This is a genomic window from Pseudomonas sp. NPDC079367 (genome assembly GCF_044542195.1).
Taxonomy (GTDB): domain Bacteria; phylum Pseudomonadota; class Gammaproteobacteria; order Pseudomonadales; family Pseudomonadaceae; genus Aquipseudomonas.
Genome location: NZ_JBITTW010000001.1, coordinates 649,156 through 664,432, shown reverse-complemented (window position 1 = coordinate 664,432; position 15,277 = coordinate 649,156). Strand labels below are relative to the sequence as shown.

The following is a 15,277-nucleotide window of genomic DNA, read 5'->3' as shown; positions in this document are numbered from 1 at the left end:
TGGCCTGTCTGGGGTTAGTCGCCCTGAGATTCCTGCTGTTCCATCAAATGCAGATTTCACCGGATCGAATGGTCAACGCCTGGCTTTCAACTGCGCTGGGCTCACACCGTAAGCACTTTGAAAATACTGACAAAAGCGCCCGACATTGCTGAAGCCAAAACGCAACGCCACCTCCGTCACCGAGCCCGCATGACCACGCTTTAACGCTTCATAAGCGCGCTGCAAACGCACCTGACGCTGATAGGCCACGATCGACATCCCGACAAAACGCCGAAAACCTTCCTGCAACGCGCGCTGACTGACATGACTCAACCGGGCCAGATCCACACCACTGACCAATTGTTGCGGATGTGCCTGAATAAACTCCATCGCCACCTTCACATGCCGCGGTGCCACACACGGCGCCGGCCGGCGCAACGCCTCGGTGAAATTGTGCGGCCACGCCTCCAGCACCGCATCGATCAGCATCTCGCGCAAGCGCGACGGCATCAACGTGCCGCTGTTGATCAGCGCATCGAACTCAGTGCCCGTGGCCAGGTCGATCAACGCCTTGAGGCCATGAAACGCCGGCGTATCCAGATCCACGCTCGGCTCAAACACGATCTTCTGCACGATCGGTTGCTCCAGCAGCGCCGCCAAACGTTCGGTGAGCTGCTGGCGATTGATCGAAATGCCGTGATGCGCGTGATCGTCAACAAACCGCATCGAACGGATGTCCGCCTTGTCGATCGCCAGACCGACGTGCGACATGCCAATGGATTGAGTGGCGTGGTTGAAAACGATCTTGCCGGCGGTGGGAATGACGAAGGTGATTTCATTCTGCGGGTCGGGGAGCGTGACGCTGAAGTCGCCGTGATAATGCATGCGCCGGAAACTCACCCCATCGTGCCGCCCATAGACACCGCCGATGATGATATGGGAGGGCGGCGGCGGGGTGTCAGCGTAACGGTTGCCGAAAAGCCTGGAGAAGAGGGCGCCGAAGTCGCAGGAGGTGAGGTTGTCGGAGCGCAGGACGATTTTCTGACGGGTTGCGGATGTTGTGGCGATCGGCGGCATTTTGGAATGCGGGCTCTTGGGGCGACGGTGGAGACGGGAAGATTAGGGGGTGGGCGTGACTGTCTGGTGACAAGGCTTGGCAATCGTCTGCTTTCGGCCAGTAGCGGACATCCATTCCGTTACTGGCCAATCAACAGCTCCTCACATCCGGTCCTTCAATTGATCTTGTTCAGCTGCGGTAGCTGCCACTTGCCCGAAAGAGCATCCTGCGATGGTTGATACAGACGTAACATCACGTAGAAACCGCCTTCGGGTGCGGGTAACCAGTTAGCAGCATGCTCTCCCTGGGGTTTTTTGTGGGAAATGGGAATGGTGATAGAACCATCCGCCGCGACTTTTAACCCCGGCGTGTCGGAGCCGACCTTGTAGCGACCGATTTCGTTGTCGACCAGCATCTTGTTGCTCGCGTCATACAGGGTCAGCGACCAGAACGCATTCACCGGCGGCGCCGAAGCCAGTTTGATTTCGTATTGACTGGCGCCAGTGAGTGGTTGGTTTTTGCTGTCGGTAAAGCGCAGCGGATACATCGCTTCATGCTCACCCTGACCGCCCAGATAAGGCCCGGCCACCATGGCGCGCAGCGGATAGTTGAAGCCAAAGCTGTCGAGACCCGTCACCCAATTCCAGCCGTTGCGCACTTGCGACGTGCTGGCCAACGACGCAATCGCCACGTAGGGCGCGTCTTTCAAACCTTCCTCAAGGCCTTTGCGAGTGGCCGGATTGAGCTTGTCGGGTGAAAAGCCGCTGTCCGTTAGCCCAATGCGGGCGAACTGGGCAAACAATGCAGCATCGGCAGGTTTGACCGGATTGTTCTTTAGCGCCAAGGCCAGTTCGGTAAAGAAGCCCAGCGGGTCGTCGCCAGTCTTCGGTAAGGCTGGCAAGGATTCATCCGTGTGCGACTTCCCACTCAGCGGCACGACACTGAATTGTTTTTGCAGCGCCAGGATCGGCGCGACATCTTCGCCCTGCTTGACGTGGATACGCCCCCACAGCCAGATTTTCTTGGTTGAAACGTCGAGACGCGTCGCATCTTTTGGCAGCTCGCCCTTCCAGCCAGGTGGCACCAGCACATATTTGCCGGCCTTGGTGCCGGTCGTGCGCCGTCCGACATAGTGTTCAAGCTCTTGCCACATGTTGAACACATCGACCACGTAATAGCGGTCATGTGTATCGGGCACGGTCAAAACGTAGGGCTCGGTCAGATCCAGCACCGCACTCATGTAGTAGGTGTCATTGTTGGCGGTGGGCATGTCCTTGGCGGACGGTGACGCCAGCGAAGTGGCCCAGCCGATCTGGTTCAGGCCTGCTCGATAGCTGGTGTCGGGTTTTGGCGAGGGGACGGTTATGTATTCACGAACCACTCTTTCCATGCGCACAAGCGGATAGCCCCAGTTATAGGCAGAAATCGCCAGGCTGTACCCATCAGCATGCATGCCTTTTTCCACGGCATCGGGAGTGGCAGGTGTGGTCAGGAGCAAGTCCGGCGTACTGGCTTGTGCATTCATTGCACTGCCGAGCGCAGCACACAGGGGCAAGACACAGAGAAACCACTGGCGAGATGAATTCATAACGAGCGTCCTTTCACGAGGAAGTGCGCCGGGCAAACCCGACTCGAGCACTGACCTGACGGCTGAATGTCTGCAAGCACCCTAGGCACAGAGTTGCTTGGCGTCAAACAGGCATGCCAGCCCCAGTGGTTCAGCGGTTGGCTATAGTGTTGATCGCTTGTTGGAATTCAGGGATCAATAGCGGGGATTAACCGATGCCCAACAACGGAGTGCTTAACGTCAGCCTGCTGGACTTAGCGATGCTGGCCAACCCGCATCCGGCCCTCGCCCAGACGAGCATCGAAACGCAGGGTGGACAACCGCCTCCCGGTTCGCACAGTTCCATTGTGGACTTCGACTACCAGATCAAATATCAGCGCGCTTTTGAAGCCGTGCTGTGGAATATGCCGGCGATCGCCATCTACAGTTTCAGACGCGCGGCTTTTGACAATCTTGGGGTCAAGGACAACGACATCATTGCCTATTCGGCGCCAGCGACACCGAAGCTGGAAGCCATCACCGCCAACAGCAGCACGCCTTACATCACCGCATTCACCGACCTGCAAAAAGACCCGGTGGTTCTGGAACTCCCTGCCGCCGGCGAAGACGGCAGCGTCTATGGCCAAGTCGTTGATGCCTGGCAGTTGACCATCGCCGACGTTGGCCCCTCGGGTCTGGACAAGGGCAAGGGTGGAAAATTGCTGTTCACGCCTCCGGGGTTTAACGGTGAAATACCCGCTGGCTACATTCACGTTCCATCACCCAATTACCGCATCGCCCTCGCATTTCGCTCTGTGCGCGCGCCCGGCAAAAGTGCCGCTGATGCCTATCAGTATGCAAAGAAGCTGCGCATGTATTACCTGGCCGAGGCGAGCAATCCGCCGCCGCAACGCTTTATCGACCCGATCGACAAGGTTTACCCGACCCTGCCTTTCTATGACGAGCGCCATTTCGCGGACATGCATGCGGTCATGAGTGTCGAGCCTGCACGCCCGCAGGACAAGGTGATGCTCGGGATGTTGCGTTCGCTGGGGATCGAGAAAGGCAAGCCGTTTGCCCCGGACGAGGTGACCAAAAAAGCCATGCGCCAGGCGGCCATTGATGCCTGGTTTTACCTTCAGCACTGGTTCGATAACCTGCCAAAAGACAAATTCTACTGGCCAGATCGGCACTACGCGTCTCTGCTGATGACCGATGAAAACAAGCGCTTCTCGTTCGAGTACGAAGACAATATTGATCTGATCGGACGCGCGACGGAGTACTTCTGGTGCACCTATATGCCGAAGGAGTTAAGCGACTCGCCGGCAACGCAATACCTGATGGCCATGGCCGATAAAAACGGCAAGCCACTTGAAGCTGGCAAGACCTACAAAATCGACGTCCCGGCAAAAATGCCGGTCAAGCAATTCTGGGCGTTGACTGTTTATAACCGCGACACCATGTCGTTCATTTACAGCGAGACCAATCGTACAACCCTGTCCTCGTACGACCTGGAAGCAATGAAGAAAAACGCCGACGGCAGCGTCACGATCTACATCGGTCCCAAAGCGCCCGCCGGGCTGGAAAGCAACTGGATTCCCACAGCGGGCAAGCGGCCGTTACCGGCCATGCGCTTTTACGGCGGCACGGAGGCACTGAACGACAGGAGCTTTGAATTGCCGGATTTCGAATTGTTTGAGTGAACCCGCTATCCGACCCTGCGTTGAGAGTTTCTCGATGTCAGCTATCGGCCGGATAGCGACGGTCTGGCTCAGACCGTCGCAGTGTTGGTTAAACCTCGGTCTGCTCTGCCGTTTCCAAAGCATCATCGACCTCGATACCCAGGTTTCATTGAAGCTTGTGCGATCAACCCAGAAGACCAGACTTCTGTCCAGGCAAGTGATCATCCTCTCTGGAATCAGGAATTACGTTAAGACGTCACGTGGCACCCATTCAAAGGTTTTTTTTTCGAATCGGCAAATCAGAGAAAAACCGAGCGCCGCAGTCCAGGTTATGACTCGTTCACCGGCGCAACCATCATCTTGAGGCACTTCAAAAACAGCGGCCGATATTCCTCCGGCAAGCGTTCCAGCAGTTTCCTTTCCACTTCCGCATCACGCGGCAGCACGCGATCCAGTAATTCGGCACCCTCGGTGCCGAGGTACAGCTGGTAGGCGCGTTGGTCGGTTTTGGCGCTGGTGCGGATCAGCATGCCATTGGCGCACAGGCGTTTGACCATTTCGGCGACGGTGTTGCGATCCATGAACAGGTGACCGGCCAGTGCGTTCTGGGTCAGGCCGGGGTGTTGCGATACCACGATCAGTGCTGCTTTCTGTCGCGGGGTGATCGATTCGCCGGAAAACTCTGCGTTGAACAGTTCTTCCGCGACGAAGTGCGCCCGCCGCAGCAGGTGGGAAACGATGTCTTCCAGGTGAAACTGGTCGACGAGTGTCTGGCTTTGGGAAGAAAGTTTCGCGGGTTCTGGCGTGCGTGAGGATGGCATTGGACGTCCGGTCATTCCTTGCGGTGGCGATCCTTGGGGATCAATCATAAGTACGTGCACGTACTATTTGTCAGGCAAATCAGCCAGTTAAGTATTGGTGTTCCGGTACGGCGATACAAGCCTGCCAATAACCACTGTGCACGTACTATTTTTTTCCGGGGGTCGGCTCAAAAAATCGTTGACAGCCTGGATAGTCAGTCATAGCATCGGCCTCATAAAGGACGTATACGTACTTAATGAGAATAACAAGATGATCTGGTCAACGACCCCGGCAACGGCTGTTACATGGACTCCTCTGGTCAGCCGCGCCTTGCCTGCGCCGCATTTTGCCTATAGCCCTGTGGTACGGGCGGGCGGCTTCGTTTACGTCTCGGGAATGGTCGGTCTCGATCCGGCTCACGGCGGATTGGTAGACGGCGGTCTGGCCGCAGAGGTGCAGCAGATCCTGATCAACCTCAGCGAAATGTGCAAGGAGCTGACGATCGGACTGGAGCAATTGATGTTGGTGCGGATCTATTGCGCTGACTTCAGCCAGTTCGGCGTGCTCAATCAGCATTGGCAAGCCTTCTTCGAAGGGCGTACTCCACCTGCGCGGACTTCGCTAGGGGTGGCGGCGCTGCCGCTGGGGGCGTTGGTTGAAATGGAATTTCAGTTCGCGATTGATTCTTCACTGCCCTGATGCAACACAAAAAGAACAGGAGAAGCGACATGGCAAACGGTGAAATTATCAGCGGGTTTCTGGCCCCTCATCCTCCGCACATTCTGTATGCAGAAAACCCACCCCAGAACGAACCGCGCTCCCAGGGCGGTTGGGAACAATTGCGCTGGGCCTATGAGCGCGCGCGCGCCAGTGTCGAGGCGTTGAAGCCGGATGTATTGCTGGTGCACTCGCCGCACTGGATCACCTCCGTGGGGCATCACTTCATCGGCGTCCAGCACCTGGCCGGGCGCTCGGTCGACCCGATCTTTCCCAACCTGTTTCGCTTCGACTACTCGATAAAATTCGACGTCGAACTGGCCGAGGCCTGCTGTGAAGAAGGCCGCAGGGCAGGGCTGCAGACCAAGATGATGCGCAACCCGCGTTTTCGCGTCGACTACGGCACCATCACCGCACTGCATATGATCCGCCCGCAGTGGGACATTCCGGTGGTGTCGATCTCGGCCAACAACACGCCTTATTACCTGAGCATGGAAGAAGGCCTGGTGGAGATGGATCTGTTGGGCAAGGCCACCCGCGAAGCGATCGCCAAATCGGGCAAGCGCGCGGTGCTGCTGGCATCCAATACCCTGTCGCACTGGCACTTTCATCAAGAGCCGGAGCCGCCGGAAGACATGACCCAGGAGCATCCGCAGAGCCAACTGGGCTATCAGTGGGACATGCGCATGATCGAGCTGATGCGGCGCGGGGAAATGCATGAAGTCTTTCGCCTGCTGCCGCAGTTCATCGACGAGGCGTTCGCCGAAGTGAAGTCCGGTGCGTTCACCTGGATGCACGCGGCCATGCAGTACCCGCAACTGGCGGCGGAACTGCACGGCTACGGCACGGTGATCGGCACCGGCAACGCGGTGATGGAATGGAATCTGCTCAAGGCCGGCCTCGCCCGCGCCGCAGCAGAAGCCGCCTGAACCTCGCGACTCGCAGACCTCTTTTCAAGGTGAACAACCATGACGCTTGTATCGGCTTTTCTGGTCCACGGTAGCCCACTGCCGCAACTTTGCCCTGATGTGCCCAATTGGCAGCGCTTTCAGCAGGCCATGCAACAGGCCGGCGCCGCCTTGCGTGCCTCTCGGCCCGACGTGGTGCTCGTCTATTCAACGCAATGGTTCGCCGTGCTCGATGAGATCTGGCTGACCCGGCGGCGCAGCGACGATATTCATGTCGACGAAAACTGGCACGAATTCGGTGAGCTGCCCTACGACTTGTACAGCGATGTGAGCCTGGCCAACGCCTGTATCGAGGCCTGTCGTGGCCACGGCGTGAATGCCCGTGGCGCCGATTATCAAGGCTTTCCGATCGACACCGGAACCATCGTCGCCAGCACCGCGCTGGGTGTCGGCAGCGAAGCGTTGCCGCTGGTGGTGGCGTCGAACAACCTCTACGACAACGCCGAAGCGACCGAGAAGCTGGCGGCGATTGCCGTGGCCTGCGCTGCCGAACAAGGCAAACGCGTGGCGGTGGTGGGCGTCGGTGGCTTGTCCGGGAGCCTGTTTACCAAACCCATCGAAGCGCAGGACGACCGCATCGTCCACGCAGAAGAAGACGCCTGGAATCGCAAGATTCTGGCGCTGATCGAGGCGGGCAATGTCGATGCGCTGCGCGAAGTGTTGCCGGCCTACGCCGCCGAAGCGCGGGTAGACATGGGTTTCAAGCATTTTCACTGGTTGCTCGGCGCACTCGGCGGGCGTTTCCGGGGCGCCACAGTGCATCACTACGGCGCGTTGTATGGCAGCGGCGCCGCTGTCGTGGAGTTCAACCCCTGAGGGGCTGAACGAGCAGGTGCGCGATCTCGCTCGAAACCGCTGCTGAAGCGCGCCGCATCAATCTTTTTCCGTAGACCGTTTGCGTTGCCGGTGCAACGCAAGCCGTGCATGCCTGCGCCCGCGATTTGTCGGGCCGGGCCTCTGCGAATTCGCGAGCCGGCCACAGGTTCGCCGTCAGCCGTGTCATTGAGGTCAGTCATGAAAAACTATCGAAATTTTGTCAATGGTCGCTGGGTAGAGAGCCCGCGCACCTTCGAGGACATCAGCCCGGTCGACGGCTCCGTCGTCGCCGTGGTCCACGAGGCTGGCCGCGAGCTGGTGGACGAGGCGGTCAAGGCTGGCCACCGCGCCGTCGCTGGCGCCTGGGGCCGCACCAGCGCCGCAGAACGTGTCGATGTTCTGCGCCGGATCGCTGACGAAATGGAGCGCCGCCAGGCCGATTTTCTCGCCGCCGAAATGGCCGACACCGGCAAACCGCTGGCGATGGCCTCGGTGATCGACGTGCCACGCGGCATCGCCAATTTCCGTACTTTCGCTGACATTCTCGCCACCGCGCCGCTGGACAGCCATCGCCTGGACCTGCCAGACGGTGCCTACGCGCTCAACTATGCCGCCCGCAAGCCACTCGGCGTGGTCGGGGTGATTTCCCCGTGGAACCTGCCGTTGCTGTTGCTGACCTGGAAGGTCGCGCCGGCCCTGGCGTGTGGCAACGCGGTGGTGGTCAAACCCTCCGAAGACACCCCCGGCACCGCGACGCTGCTCGCCGAAGTGATGCAAGCCGCCGGTGTGCCGGATGGCGTGTTCAACCTGGTGCACGGTTTCGGTCCGGACTCGGCCGGCGAATTCATCTCCCGGCACCCGGACATCAGCGCCATCACCTTCACCGGCGAATCACGCACAGGCACCACCATCATGCGTGCTGCCGCCGAAGGGGTTAAGCCGGTGTCGTTCGAGCTGGGCGGCAAGAACGCGGCGATCATTTTCGCCGACTGCGACTTCGACAAAATGATCGACGGCATGATGCGCGCGCTGTTTCTCAACAGCGGTCAGGTGTGCCTGTGCTCTGAGCGGGTTTATGTCGAACGACCGATTTTCGAGCGTTTCTGCACGGCAATTGCCGAGCGCATCAAGGCGATGAAAATCGACTGGCCGCACGACCCCGCCACCCAGATGGGGCCACTGATTTCGGCCAAGCATCGCGACAAGGTGCTGAGCTACTTCGAACTGGCGCGCCAGGAGGGTGCGACCTTCATCGCCGGTGGTGGCGTGCCGCATTTTGGTGACGCACGCGATAACGGCGCATGGGTCGAGCCGACCGTCATTGCCGGGCTGTCCGACGACGCCCGTTCGGTGCGCGAAGAGATCTTCGGGCCGATCTGCCACGTGTCGCCGTTCGACAGCGAGCGTGAAGTCATCGCCCGCGCCAACGACACCCGCTACGGCCTCGCAGCCACCATCTGGACCACCAACCTGAGCCGCGCGCACCGCGTCAGCGAGGCCATGCGCGTGGGCATCAGTTGGGTCAATACCTGGTTTCTGCGCGATCTGCGTACGCCGTTCGGTGGCGCTGGATTGTCCGGCATCGGCCGTGAAGGCGGCATGCACTCGCTGAACTTTTATTCGGAACTGACCAACGTCTGCGTACGCATTGACCAGGAGAGCGAGCAATGAGCGAACAACTTCAACGGGTCGCCGATCTGCTCGACCAGGCGGCCACAAGCGGCGAACCAGTGCCGCCGGTGCGTGACCAGTTGGCCTCGATTGCCGACGCCTACCGGGTGCAGCAGCTCAACACCCAGCGCCAGGTGCACGCCGGGCGGCGTATCACCGGGCGCAAGATCGGCCTCACGTCGCGCGCAGTGCAGCAGCAACTGGGCGTGGATCAACCGGACTTCGGCACCTTGTACGACAGCATGGAGGTCACCGACGGCGAGGCGATCGCCTGGCCACGCCTGATGCAGGCCAAGTGCGAGGCGGAAGTGGCGCTGGTGCTGGAGCGCGATCTGGACCGCGACAACATCGTGCTGAGCGATTTGCTCGCGGCCACCGCCTATGCGCTGCCGGCGATTGAAGTGGTCGGTAGCCGCATCGCCAACTGGAACATCAGCATTCTCGACACCATCGCCGACAACGCCTCGGCGGGTCTCTACGTGCTCGGCCAGCGGCCAGTGAAACTTGCCGATCTGGACTTGCGTCTGGCCGGCATGGTCATGGAGCGCCAGGGTGAGCCGGTATCTTTCGGCGTCGGTGCGGCATGCCTGGGTCACCCCTTGAATGCCGCGTTGTGGCTGGCACGCACCCTGGTCGAAATGGGGACGCCACTGCGGGCCGGCGACGTGGTGCTCAGCGGTGCCCTGGGGCCGATGGTCAGTGTCGCGCCCGGTGATGTTTTCGAGGCACGCATTCAGGGTCTGGGCAGCGTCCGGGCCTGTTTCGAACCCGCCAATTGAGGTGATCCGCATGAAAATCCAACGTATTGCCCAGCGCCTCGATGAGGCGGCCCGGCTCGCTCAGGCGACCCTGCAACTCAGCGGTGAAGACACCGTTACGCTGGACGAGGCCTATCAGGTGCAGCGCCAGTTGATCGAACAACGACTTGCCCGTGGCGCGCGTCAGGTGGGCATGAAAATGGGCTTCACCAGCCGCGCGAAAATGGCCCAGATGGGTGTTTCCGATCTGATCTGGGGGCGCTTGACTTCGGACATGTGGATCGAGGAGGGCGGCAGCATCGATTTGTCGCGGTATGTGCACCCGCGTGTCGAGCCGGAGGTGTGCTTTCTGCTCGGCAAGCGCCTGCAAGGGCAGGTGACGCCGTTGCAGGCATTGGCCGCAGTCGAAGCCGTCGCGCCGGCGCTTGAGGTGATTGACTCGCGCTACCGCGACTTCAAGTTTTCGCTGCCTGACGTGGTCGCCGACAACGCGTCGTCGTCCGGTTTCGTCGTCGGTGGCTGGCAGCGGCCCGACACCGATCTCGACAACCTGGGACTGGTGATGAGCTTCGACGGCCGAGCGGTGGAGATGGGCAGCACGGCGGCGATTCTCGGGGCCCCGGTGCGTGCGCTGGTGGCGGCGGCGCGCCTGGCTGCACAGCACGGCGAAGCGCTGGAGCCCGGCAGCCTGGTGCTGGCCGGTGCAGCGACGGCAGCCGTGGCGTTGCGTCTGGGCGTCGCGGTGCGTTGTGAATTCCAGCATCTGGGCAGCGTGGCGTTCCAAACGCTGCGCGAGGAGTAAAGCCATGAGTGACAAAGCGCAAACCCGTGCCCGCGTGGTCGAGGGCAAAGCCACCCCGTTGGGCGCCTTTCCACACGTCAAACGCGCCGGTGACTTTCTGTTCGTTTCCGGCACCAGCTCGCGACGCCCCGACAACAGCATCGCCGGTGCCGAGCTGGATGCGACAGGGCGCGTGCGCCCGTGCATTGAAGTGCAGACCCGCGAGGTCCTGAACAACATTCGCGACATTCTGCGCAGTGTCGATGCCGACCTCGAAGACGTGGTTGAGGTCTGCAGCTATCTGGTCAACATGAATGATTTTGCTCAGTACAACCAGGTCTACGCGCAGTTCTTCGACGCCGACGGCCCGACGCGCACCACGGTAGCCGTGCACCAGTTGCCCCACCCGCACCTGGTCATCGAAATCAAGGCCGTGGCTTACAAGCCATTGCGCTGAACCCACTCACCGAGTACGGGCCGCCGCCTCGGCTGCGGCCTGCACTCGACAGGAGAAGAACAGATGTCATTTGCTCGCATTCCCGTGGCAATCATTGGCTCGGGCAACATCGGCACCGATCTGATGATCAAGATCCTGCGCAATTCCGACATGCTCGAAGTGGCTGCCATGGTCGGCATCGACCCGACCTCCGACGGTCTGGCCCGTGCCGAACGTCTCGGCGTGCCCACCACCGCAGAGGGCATCGAGGGCCTGCTCGCGTTGCCCGATTTCAAGAAAATCCGCATCGCCTTTGACGCCACTTCGGCAGGTGCGCACAAGGTGCATGACGCCAGACTGCGCGACCACGGTGTACGCGTCATCGACCTGACCCCGGCCGCGCTTGGGCCTTTCGTGATTCCGGTGGTGAACTTCGCCGAGCATGCCGAGGCGCCGAACCTGAACATGGTCACCTGCGGTGGCCAGGCGACCATCCCGATCGTGCATGCAGTGGCGAGCGTGGCGCCGGTGCATTACGCCGAAATCGTCGCGGCGATTTCCAGCAAGTCCGCCGGCCCGGGCACCCGCGCCAATATCGATGAGTTCACCGAGACCACCTCTCGCGCCATCGTCGAAGTGGGGGGAGCCGCCCGTGGCAAGGCGATCATCGTCCTCAACCCGGCCGAGCCGCCGCTGATCATGCGCGACACCATCTACTGCTTCGTGCCGCCGGATGCCGACACCCAGGCAATCGCCGGCGCCGTAGAAGCACGCGTCGCTGAAGTGCGTGGTTATGTGCCGGGTTATCGGCTCAAACAACACGTGCAGTTCGAGCATTTTGGCGATGACAACCGGCAGAACATTCCCGGTCTGGGCTGGAGCACCGGCATCAAGGTCGCGGTGTTCCTCGAAGTGGAAGGTGCCGGGCATTACCTGCCGGCGTTCGCTGGCAACCTCGACATCATGACCAGCGCGGCGTTGACCGTCGCCGAACGTATTGCCCAAGCGCAACTCGCCGCTGAAGGGGTGGGAAAATGATCGACAAGAATAGAAAAATCCACGTTTGCGACGTCACCCTGCGCGACGGTATGCATGCCGTGCGTCACCGCTACAGCCTCGAACAGGTGGCACGGATCGCGCAGGCGCTGGACGACGCCGGTGTCGACAGCATTGAAGTTGCGCACGGCGATGGCTTGCAGGGTTCGAGTTTCAACTACGGCTTTGGCGCACACACCGATCTTGAGTGGATCGAGTCGGCGGCGGCGGTGGTCAAGCGCGCCCGCATTGCCACGCTGTTGCTGCCGGGGATCGGCACCGTGCACGACCTCAAGGCTGCCTACAACGCTGGCGCGCGTATCGTACGCGTGGCCACTCACTGTACCGAAGCCGACGTGTCCCGCCAGCACATCGAATACGCCCGTTCGTTGGGTATGGACACCGTCGGTTTCCTGATGATGAGCCACATGCAAACCCCCGCCGGGCTCGCCGCGCAAGGCAAGCTGATGGAAAGCTACGGCGCGCAGTGCATCTACGTGGTGGACTCGGGCGGGGCGATGAACATGTGGGACATTGCCGAGCGCTTCAAAGCCCTCAAGGACGTGCTCGACCCGGCTACCGAGACCGGCATGCATGCCCATCACAACCTCAGCCTCGGCGTGGCCAACAGCTTGATTGCCCTCGAAAACGGCTGTGATCGCATCGATGCCAGCCTCACCGGTATGGGCGCCGGAGCCGGTAACGCACCGCTGGAAGTGTTCATCGCCGCGGCCCAGCGTATGGAGCTGAACCACGGCTGTGATGTGAAAAAGCTGATCGATGCCGCCGAAGACATCGTCCGCCCGTTGCAGGAGCGAGTGGTGCGGGTCGACCGCGAAACGCTCGCGCTGGGTTATGCCGGGGTTTATTCAAGCTTCCTGCGCCACGCCGAAGCGGCCGCCAGCAAATACGGCTTGTCGGCTTTCGACATCCTCGTCGAGTTGGGCAAGCGCCGGATGATCGGCGGCCAGGAAGACATGATCGTCGACGTCGCCCTGGACATGCTCAAAAAGACCTGAAGCGCTATTCGCACGTTGTTCCGACAAGGCCCGCAGGTGATGCGGGCCTGACCGAGGGGCGGCTGCGCTTTTGAAAGGTATGCGCCTGCCTGGTTTTTTCGCCAATCAATGGGTAGACACGATGAACAATAACAACAGTAATGTAAGCCCATCTCTCGTCACCGCACGGCTGTTGTTGGGTTGCTCGCTGACCGCGCCGGCCGCGCTGACCCTCGCCACTGAAGGTGGCGGCTCCATGTACCCTATGGGTGCCGAGAACTACTTGTCCGGCGCAATGCCGCCACCGGGCCTGTATGGCACCGTCTACGCCCAGCATTACCGCGCCGACCGTTTGCGCGGCAATGACGGGCGGCAGCTGCCCGTGGACTTCCGCCTGCGCGCCGATGTCATCGCGCCGCGCGTCGTGTGGGTCACCGAGCAGAAGGTGTTGGGCGGCAGTCTGGCGTTCCATGCCATCGCGCCGCTGGTCGAGCTGAAGGTCTCGCTCGATGGCGCCAGTCAGCGCAAGCGCGAGCTGGGCGACATCACGTTCGGCCCCGGCCTGGGCTACCACTACAGTGAAAAAATGCATGCCGCCTATGGCATCGATTTCTTCGCGCCCACGGGACGTTTTGACCGCGACGATCTGGTCAATATCGGCCGTAATTACTGGACCGTGCAACCGGTGGCGGCCTTCAGCTACGTCGATCCGGACGGGCTGAACATCGACATCAAGACCATGTACGACTTCAACCTGCGCAACCGCGCAACCGATTACCGTTCCGGCCAGGAGCTGCACGCCGACTATGCCATCGGCTGGGGCTTGCGCAATGGCTGGGTGCTCGGTGTGGGCGGCTACGTGTACCGGCAGACCACCGACGACGATGTCCGCGGTGAGCGGGTCGAGGACAATAAAGGTCGTGCGTTCGCCATCGGCCCATCGATCAAATACAGCAGTCAGCAAGGTTGGTTTGTGACTGCAAAGTGGCAGCAGGAGCGCGCGGTGCGCAATCGCGCCGAAGGCGACGCCTATTGGCTGAAGCTGGTTTTTCCGTTCTGACCTCTTGGCGAACGATTGCCAATGGCGCTGGCCCCCAAGAACTTCCCGGAGCATGCCGTATGAAAACCCCGATCTACCAACGTTTTACCTCGACGGCGCAGCTTGACGAGCAGTACGACATCGAGGCCTCGGTCAAGGACTTCGATGGCTATGTTCAGCAATTCATCGAGCAAAGCCAAATCGCACGCGCCCAACTGCCCAATAGGCTGGATGTGCCCTACGGCCCGACCCTGGACGAAACCTTCGACGTGTTTTTCCCCCAACAGGCAACCCCCGAAACCTTGCGCCCGGCAGTGTTCTTCGTTCATGGCGGTTACTGGCGGGCGACCACCAGCAAGGAGTGGAGCTTCGTGGCCAAGGGCTTGGCCGCGCTGGGCGTGGTGACGGTGGTCGAGAACTACACCCTGGCGCCGAAAGTCACCATTGCCGAGATCGTACGCCAGCATCGCGCGGCGTTCTGCTTCCTGTGGCGCAACGCCGAGCGGTTCGGGATTGATCGCGAGCGCATCGTGGTGGTCGGGCATTCGGCTGGAGCCCACGGAGTGGCCGAGCTGCTGGCGACCGATTGGGTGGGCGACTATGGCCTGCCGGCCCAACCCTACCAAGGCGCCATCGCTGTCAGCGGGGTGTTTGACTTGCGTCCGCTGCCGCATACCTTCCTGGCCTCGACAATTGATTTCACCTGGCAATCGGTCGAGTCGCTGAGCCCGATATTGCACATCCCGGCGCAGCTGCCGCCCCTGATGCTGGCCTACGGGCTGCGCGAAACGGACGAATTCCGCCGCCAGACGACGGACTATGCCTGCGCCTGCAGAGAGCACGGTGCGCCGGCCGAGCTGCTCGCGCTGGACTCAGACCATTTCAACATTCTCGACGACCTGGCGGCAGGCAGCGGGCCCATGGTGCAGTGGATCAAGCGGTGGCTAAAGCTGGACGCTCGGGCCTGAATCCGAGAGCGATTTCTGCCTGGTT

The 15,277-nt window shown here is 60.9% G+C and carries 15 protein-coding genes; 12 read left to right on the top strand and 3 right to left on the bottom strand.

The features are described from left to right. Window positions 1–72: 72 nt before the first annotated feature. Together ACIGDJ_RS02745 and ACIGDJ_RS02740 are read right to left on the bottom strand one after the other, a co-directional pair. Window positions 73–1,056, bottom strand: coding sequence for an AraC family transcriptional regulator (locus tag ACIGDJ_RS02745; protein ID WP_397478273.1), 984 nt, complete (start codon window positions 1,054–1,056; stop codon window positions 73–75). A gap of 155 nt (window positions 1,057–1,211) precedes the next feature. Next, entirely contained in the window at window positions 1,212–2,660 is a 1,449-nt protein-coding gene (locus ACIGDJ_RS02740) for a DUF1254 domain-containing protein (protein WP_397478272.1), read from the bottom strand. Between the two features lie 203 nt (window positions 2,661–2,863). Here ACIGDJ_RS02740 and ACIGDJ_RS02735 point away from each other — a divergent pair, with 203 nt between their 5' ends. Continuing rightward, window positions 2,864–4,285, top strand: a complete 1,422-nt coding sequence (locus ACIGDJ_RS02735; protein ID WP_397478271.1) for a DUF1254 domain-containing protein — start codon at window positions 2,864–2,866, stop codon at window positions 4,283–4,285. Window positions 4,286–4,593: 308 nt separating this feature from the next. Here ACIGDJ_RS02735 and ACIGDJ_RS02730 read toward each other — a convergent pair whose 3' ends face one another. Continuing rightward, complete coding sequence (locus ACIGDJ_RS02730; RefSeq protein WP_101162431.1) at window positions 4,594–5,085, bottom strand: MarR family winged helix-turn-helix transcriptional regulator; 492 nt, start codon at window positions 5,083–5,085, stop codon at window positions 4,594–4,596. A gap of 250 nt (window positions 5,086–5,335) precedes the next feature. On the opposite strand from ACIGDJ_RS02730, the gene ACIGDJ_RS02725 reads away from it, so the two are divergent. From ACIGDJ_RS02725 to ACIGDJ_RS02675, 11 genes are all read left to right on the top strand, one after another. Beyond that, complete coding sequence (locus tag ACIGDJ_RS02725; protein ID WP_101162429.1) at window positions 5,336–5,764, top strand: RidA family protein; 429 nt, start codon at window positions 5,336–5,338, stop codon at window positions 5,762–5,764. Window positions 5,765–5,793: 29 nt separating this feature from the next. Next, window positions 5,794–6,711, top strand: a complete 918-nt coding sequence (locus tag ACIGDJ_RS02720) for a tRNA U-34 5-methylaminomethyl-2-thiouridine biosynthesis protein (protein ID WP_397478270.1) — start codon at window positions 5,794–5,796, stop codon at window positions 6,709–6,711. 39 nt (window positions 6,712–6,750) lie between these two features. Next, the gene (locus tag ACIGDJ_RS02715; RefSeq protein WP_312998681.1) at window positions 6,751–7,566 is read left to right on the top strand and encodes a tRNA U-34 5-methylaminomethyl-2-thiouridine biosynthesis protein; all 816 of its coding nucleotides are present in this window, start codon (window positions 6,751–6,753) and stop codon (window positions 7,564–7,566) included. A 198-nt stretch (window positions 7,567–7,764) separates the two neighbouring features. Then, on the top strand, window positions 7,765–9,237 hold the full coding sequence (locus tag ACIGDJ_RS02710; protein ID WP_397478269.1) for a 2-hydroxymuconic semialdehyde dehydrogenase: 1,473 nt from the start codon (window positions 7,765–7,767) through the stop codon (window positions 9,235–9,237). Then, window positions 9,234–10,016 carry a 2-keto-4-pentenoate hydratase gene (locus ACIGDJ_RS02705; protein ID WP_101162421.1) on the top strand — a complete coding sequence of 261 codons (783 nt, stop codon included), beginning with the start codon at window positions 9,234–9,236 and terminating at the stop codon, window positions 10,014–10,016. Before ACIGDJ_RS02710 ends, ACIGDJ_RS02705 begins: the two co-directional genes overlap by 4 nt. Before the next feature lie 10 nt (window positions 10,017–10,026). Continuing rightward, window positions 10,027–10,797 carry a 2-keto-4-pentenoate hydratase gene (locus ACIGDJ_RS02700; protein ID WP_397478268.1) on the top strand — a complete coding sequence of 257 codons (771 nt, stop codon included), beginning with the start codon at window positions 10,027–10,029 and terminating at the stop codon, window positions 10,795–10,797. A 4-nt stretch (window positions 10,798–10,801) separates the two neighbouring features. After that, window positions 10,802–11,233 carry a RidA family protein gene (locus ACIGDJ_RS02695; protein WP_397478267.1) on the top strand — a complete coding sequence of 144 codons (432 nt, stop codon included), beginning with the start codon at window positions 10,802–10,804 and terminating at the stop codon, window positions 11,231–11,233. A 63-nt stretch (window positions 11,234–11,296) separates the two neighbouring features. Next, the gene (locus tag ACIGDJ_RS02690) at window positions 11,297–12,250 is read left to right on the top strand and encodes an acetaldehyde dehydrogenase (acetylating) (protein ID WP_397478266.1); all 954 of its coding nucleotides are present in this window, start codon (window positions 11,297–11,299) and stop codon (window positions 12,248–12,250) included. Continuing rightward, window positions 12,247–13,266: a 4-hydroxy-2-oxovalerate aldolase gene (gene dmpG / locus ACIGDJ_RS02685; protein ID WP_397478265.1), complete on the top strand. Its 1,020-nt coding sequence runs from the start codon at window positions 12,247–12,249 to the stop codon at window positions 13,264–13,266. Before ACIGDJ_RS02690 ends, dmpG begins: the two co-directional genes overlap by 4 nt. Before the next feature lie 121 nt (window positions 13,267–13,387). Further along, window positions 13,388–14,305 (top strand): transporter, encoded by a 918-nt coding sequence (locus ACIGDJ_RS02680; RefSeq protein WP_312998691.1) that lies wholly within the window; start codon window positions 13,388–13,390, stop codon window positions 14,303–14,305. 59 nt (window positions 14,306–14,364) lie between these two features. Continuing rightward, window positions 14,365–15,252 carry an alpha/beta hydrolase gene (locus tag ACIGDJ_RS02675; RefSeq protein WP_312998696.1) on the top strand — a complete coding sequence of 296 codons (888 nt, stop codon included), beginning with the start codon at window positions 14,365–14,367 and terminating at the stop codon, window positions 15,250–15,252. Window positions 15,253–15,277 lie beyond the last annotated feature (25 nt).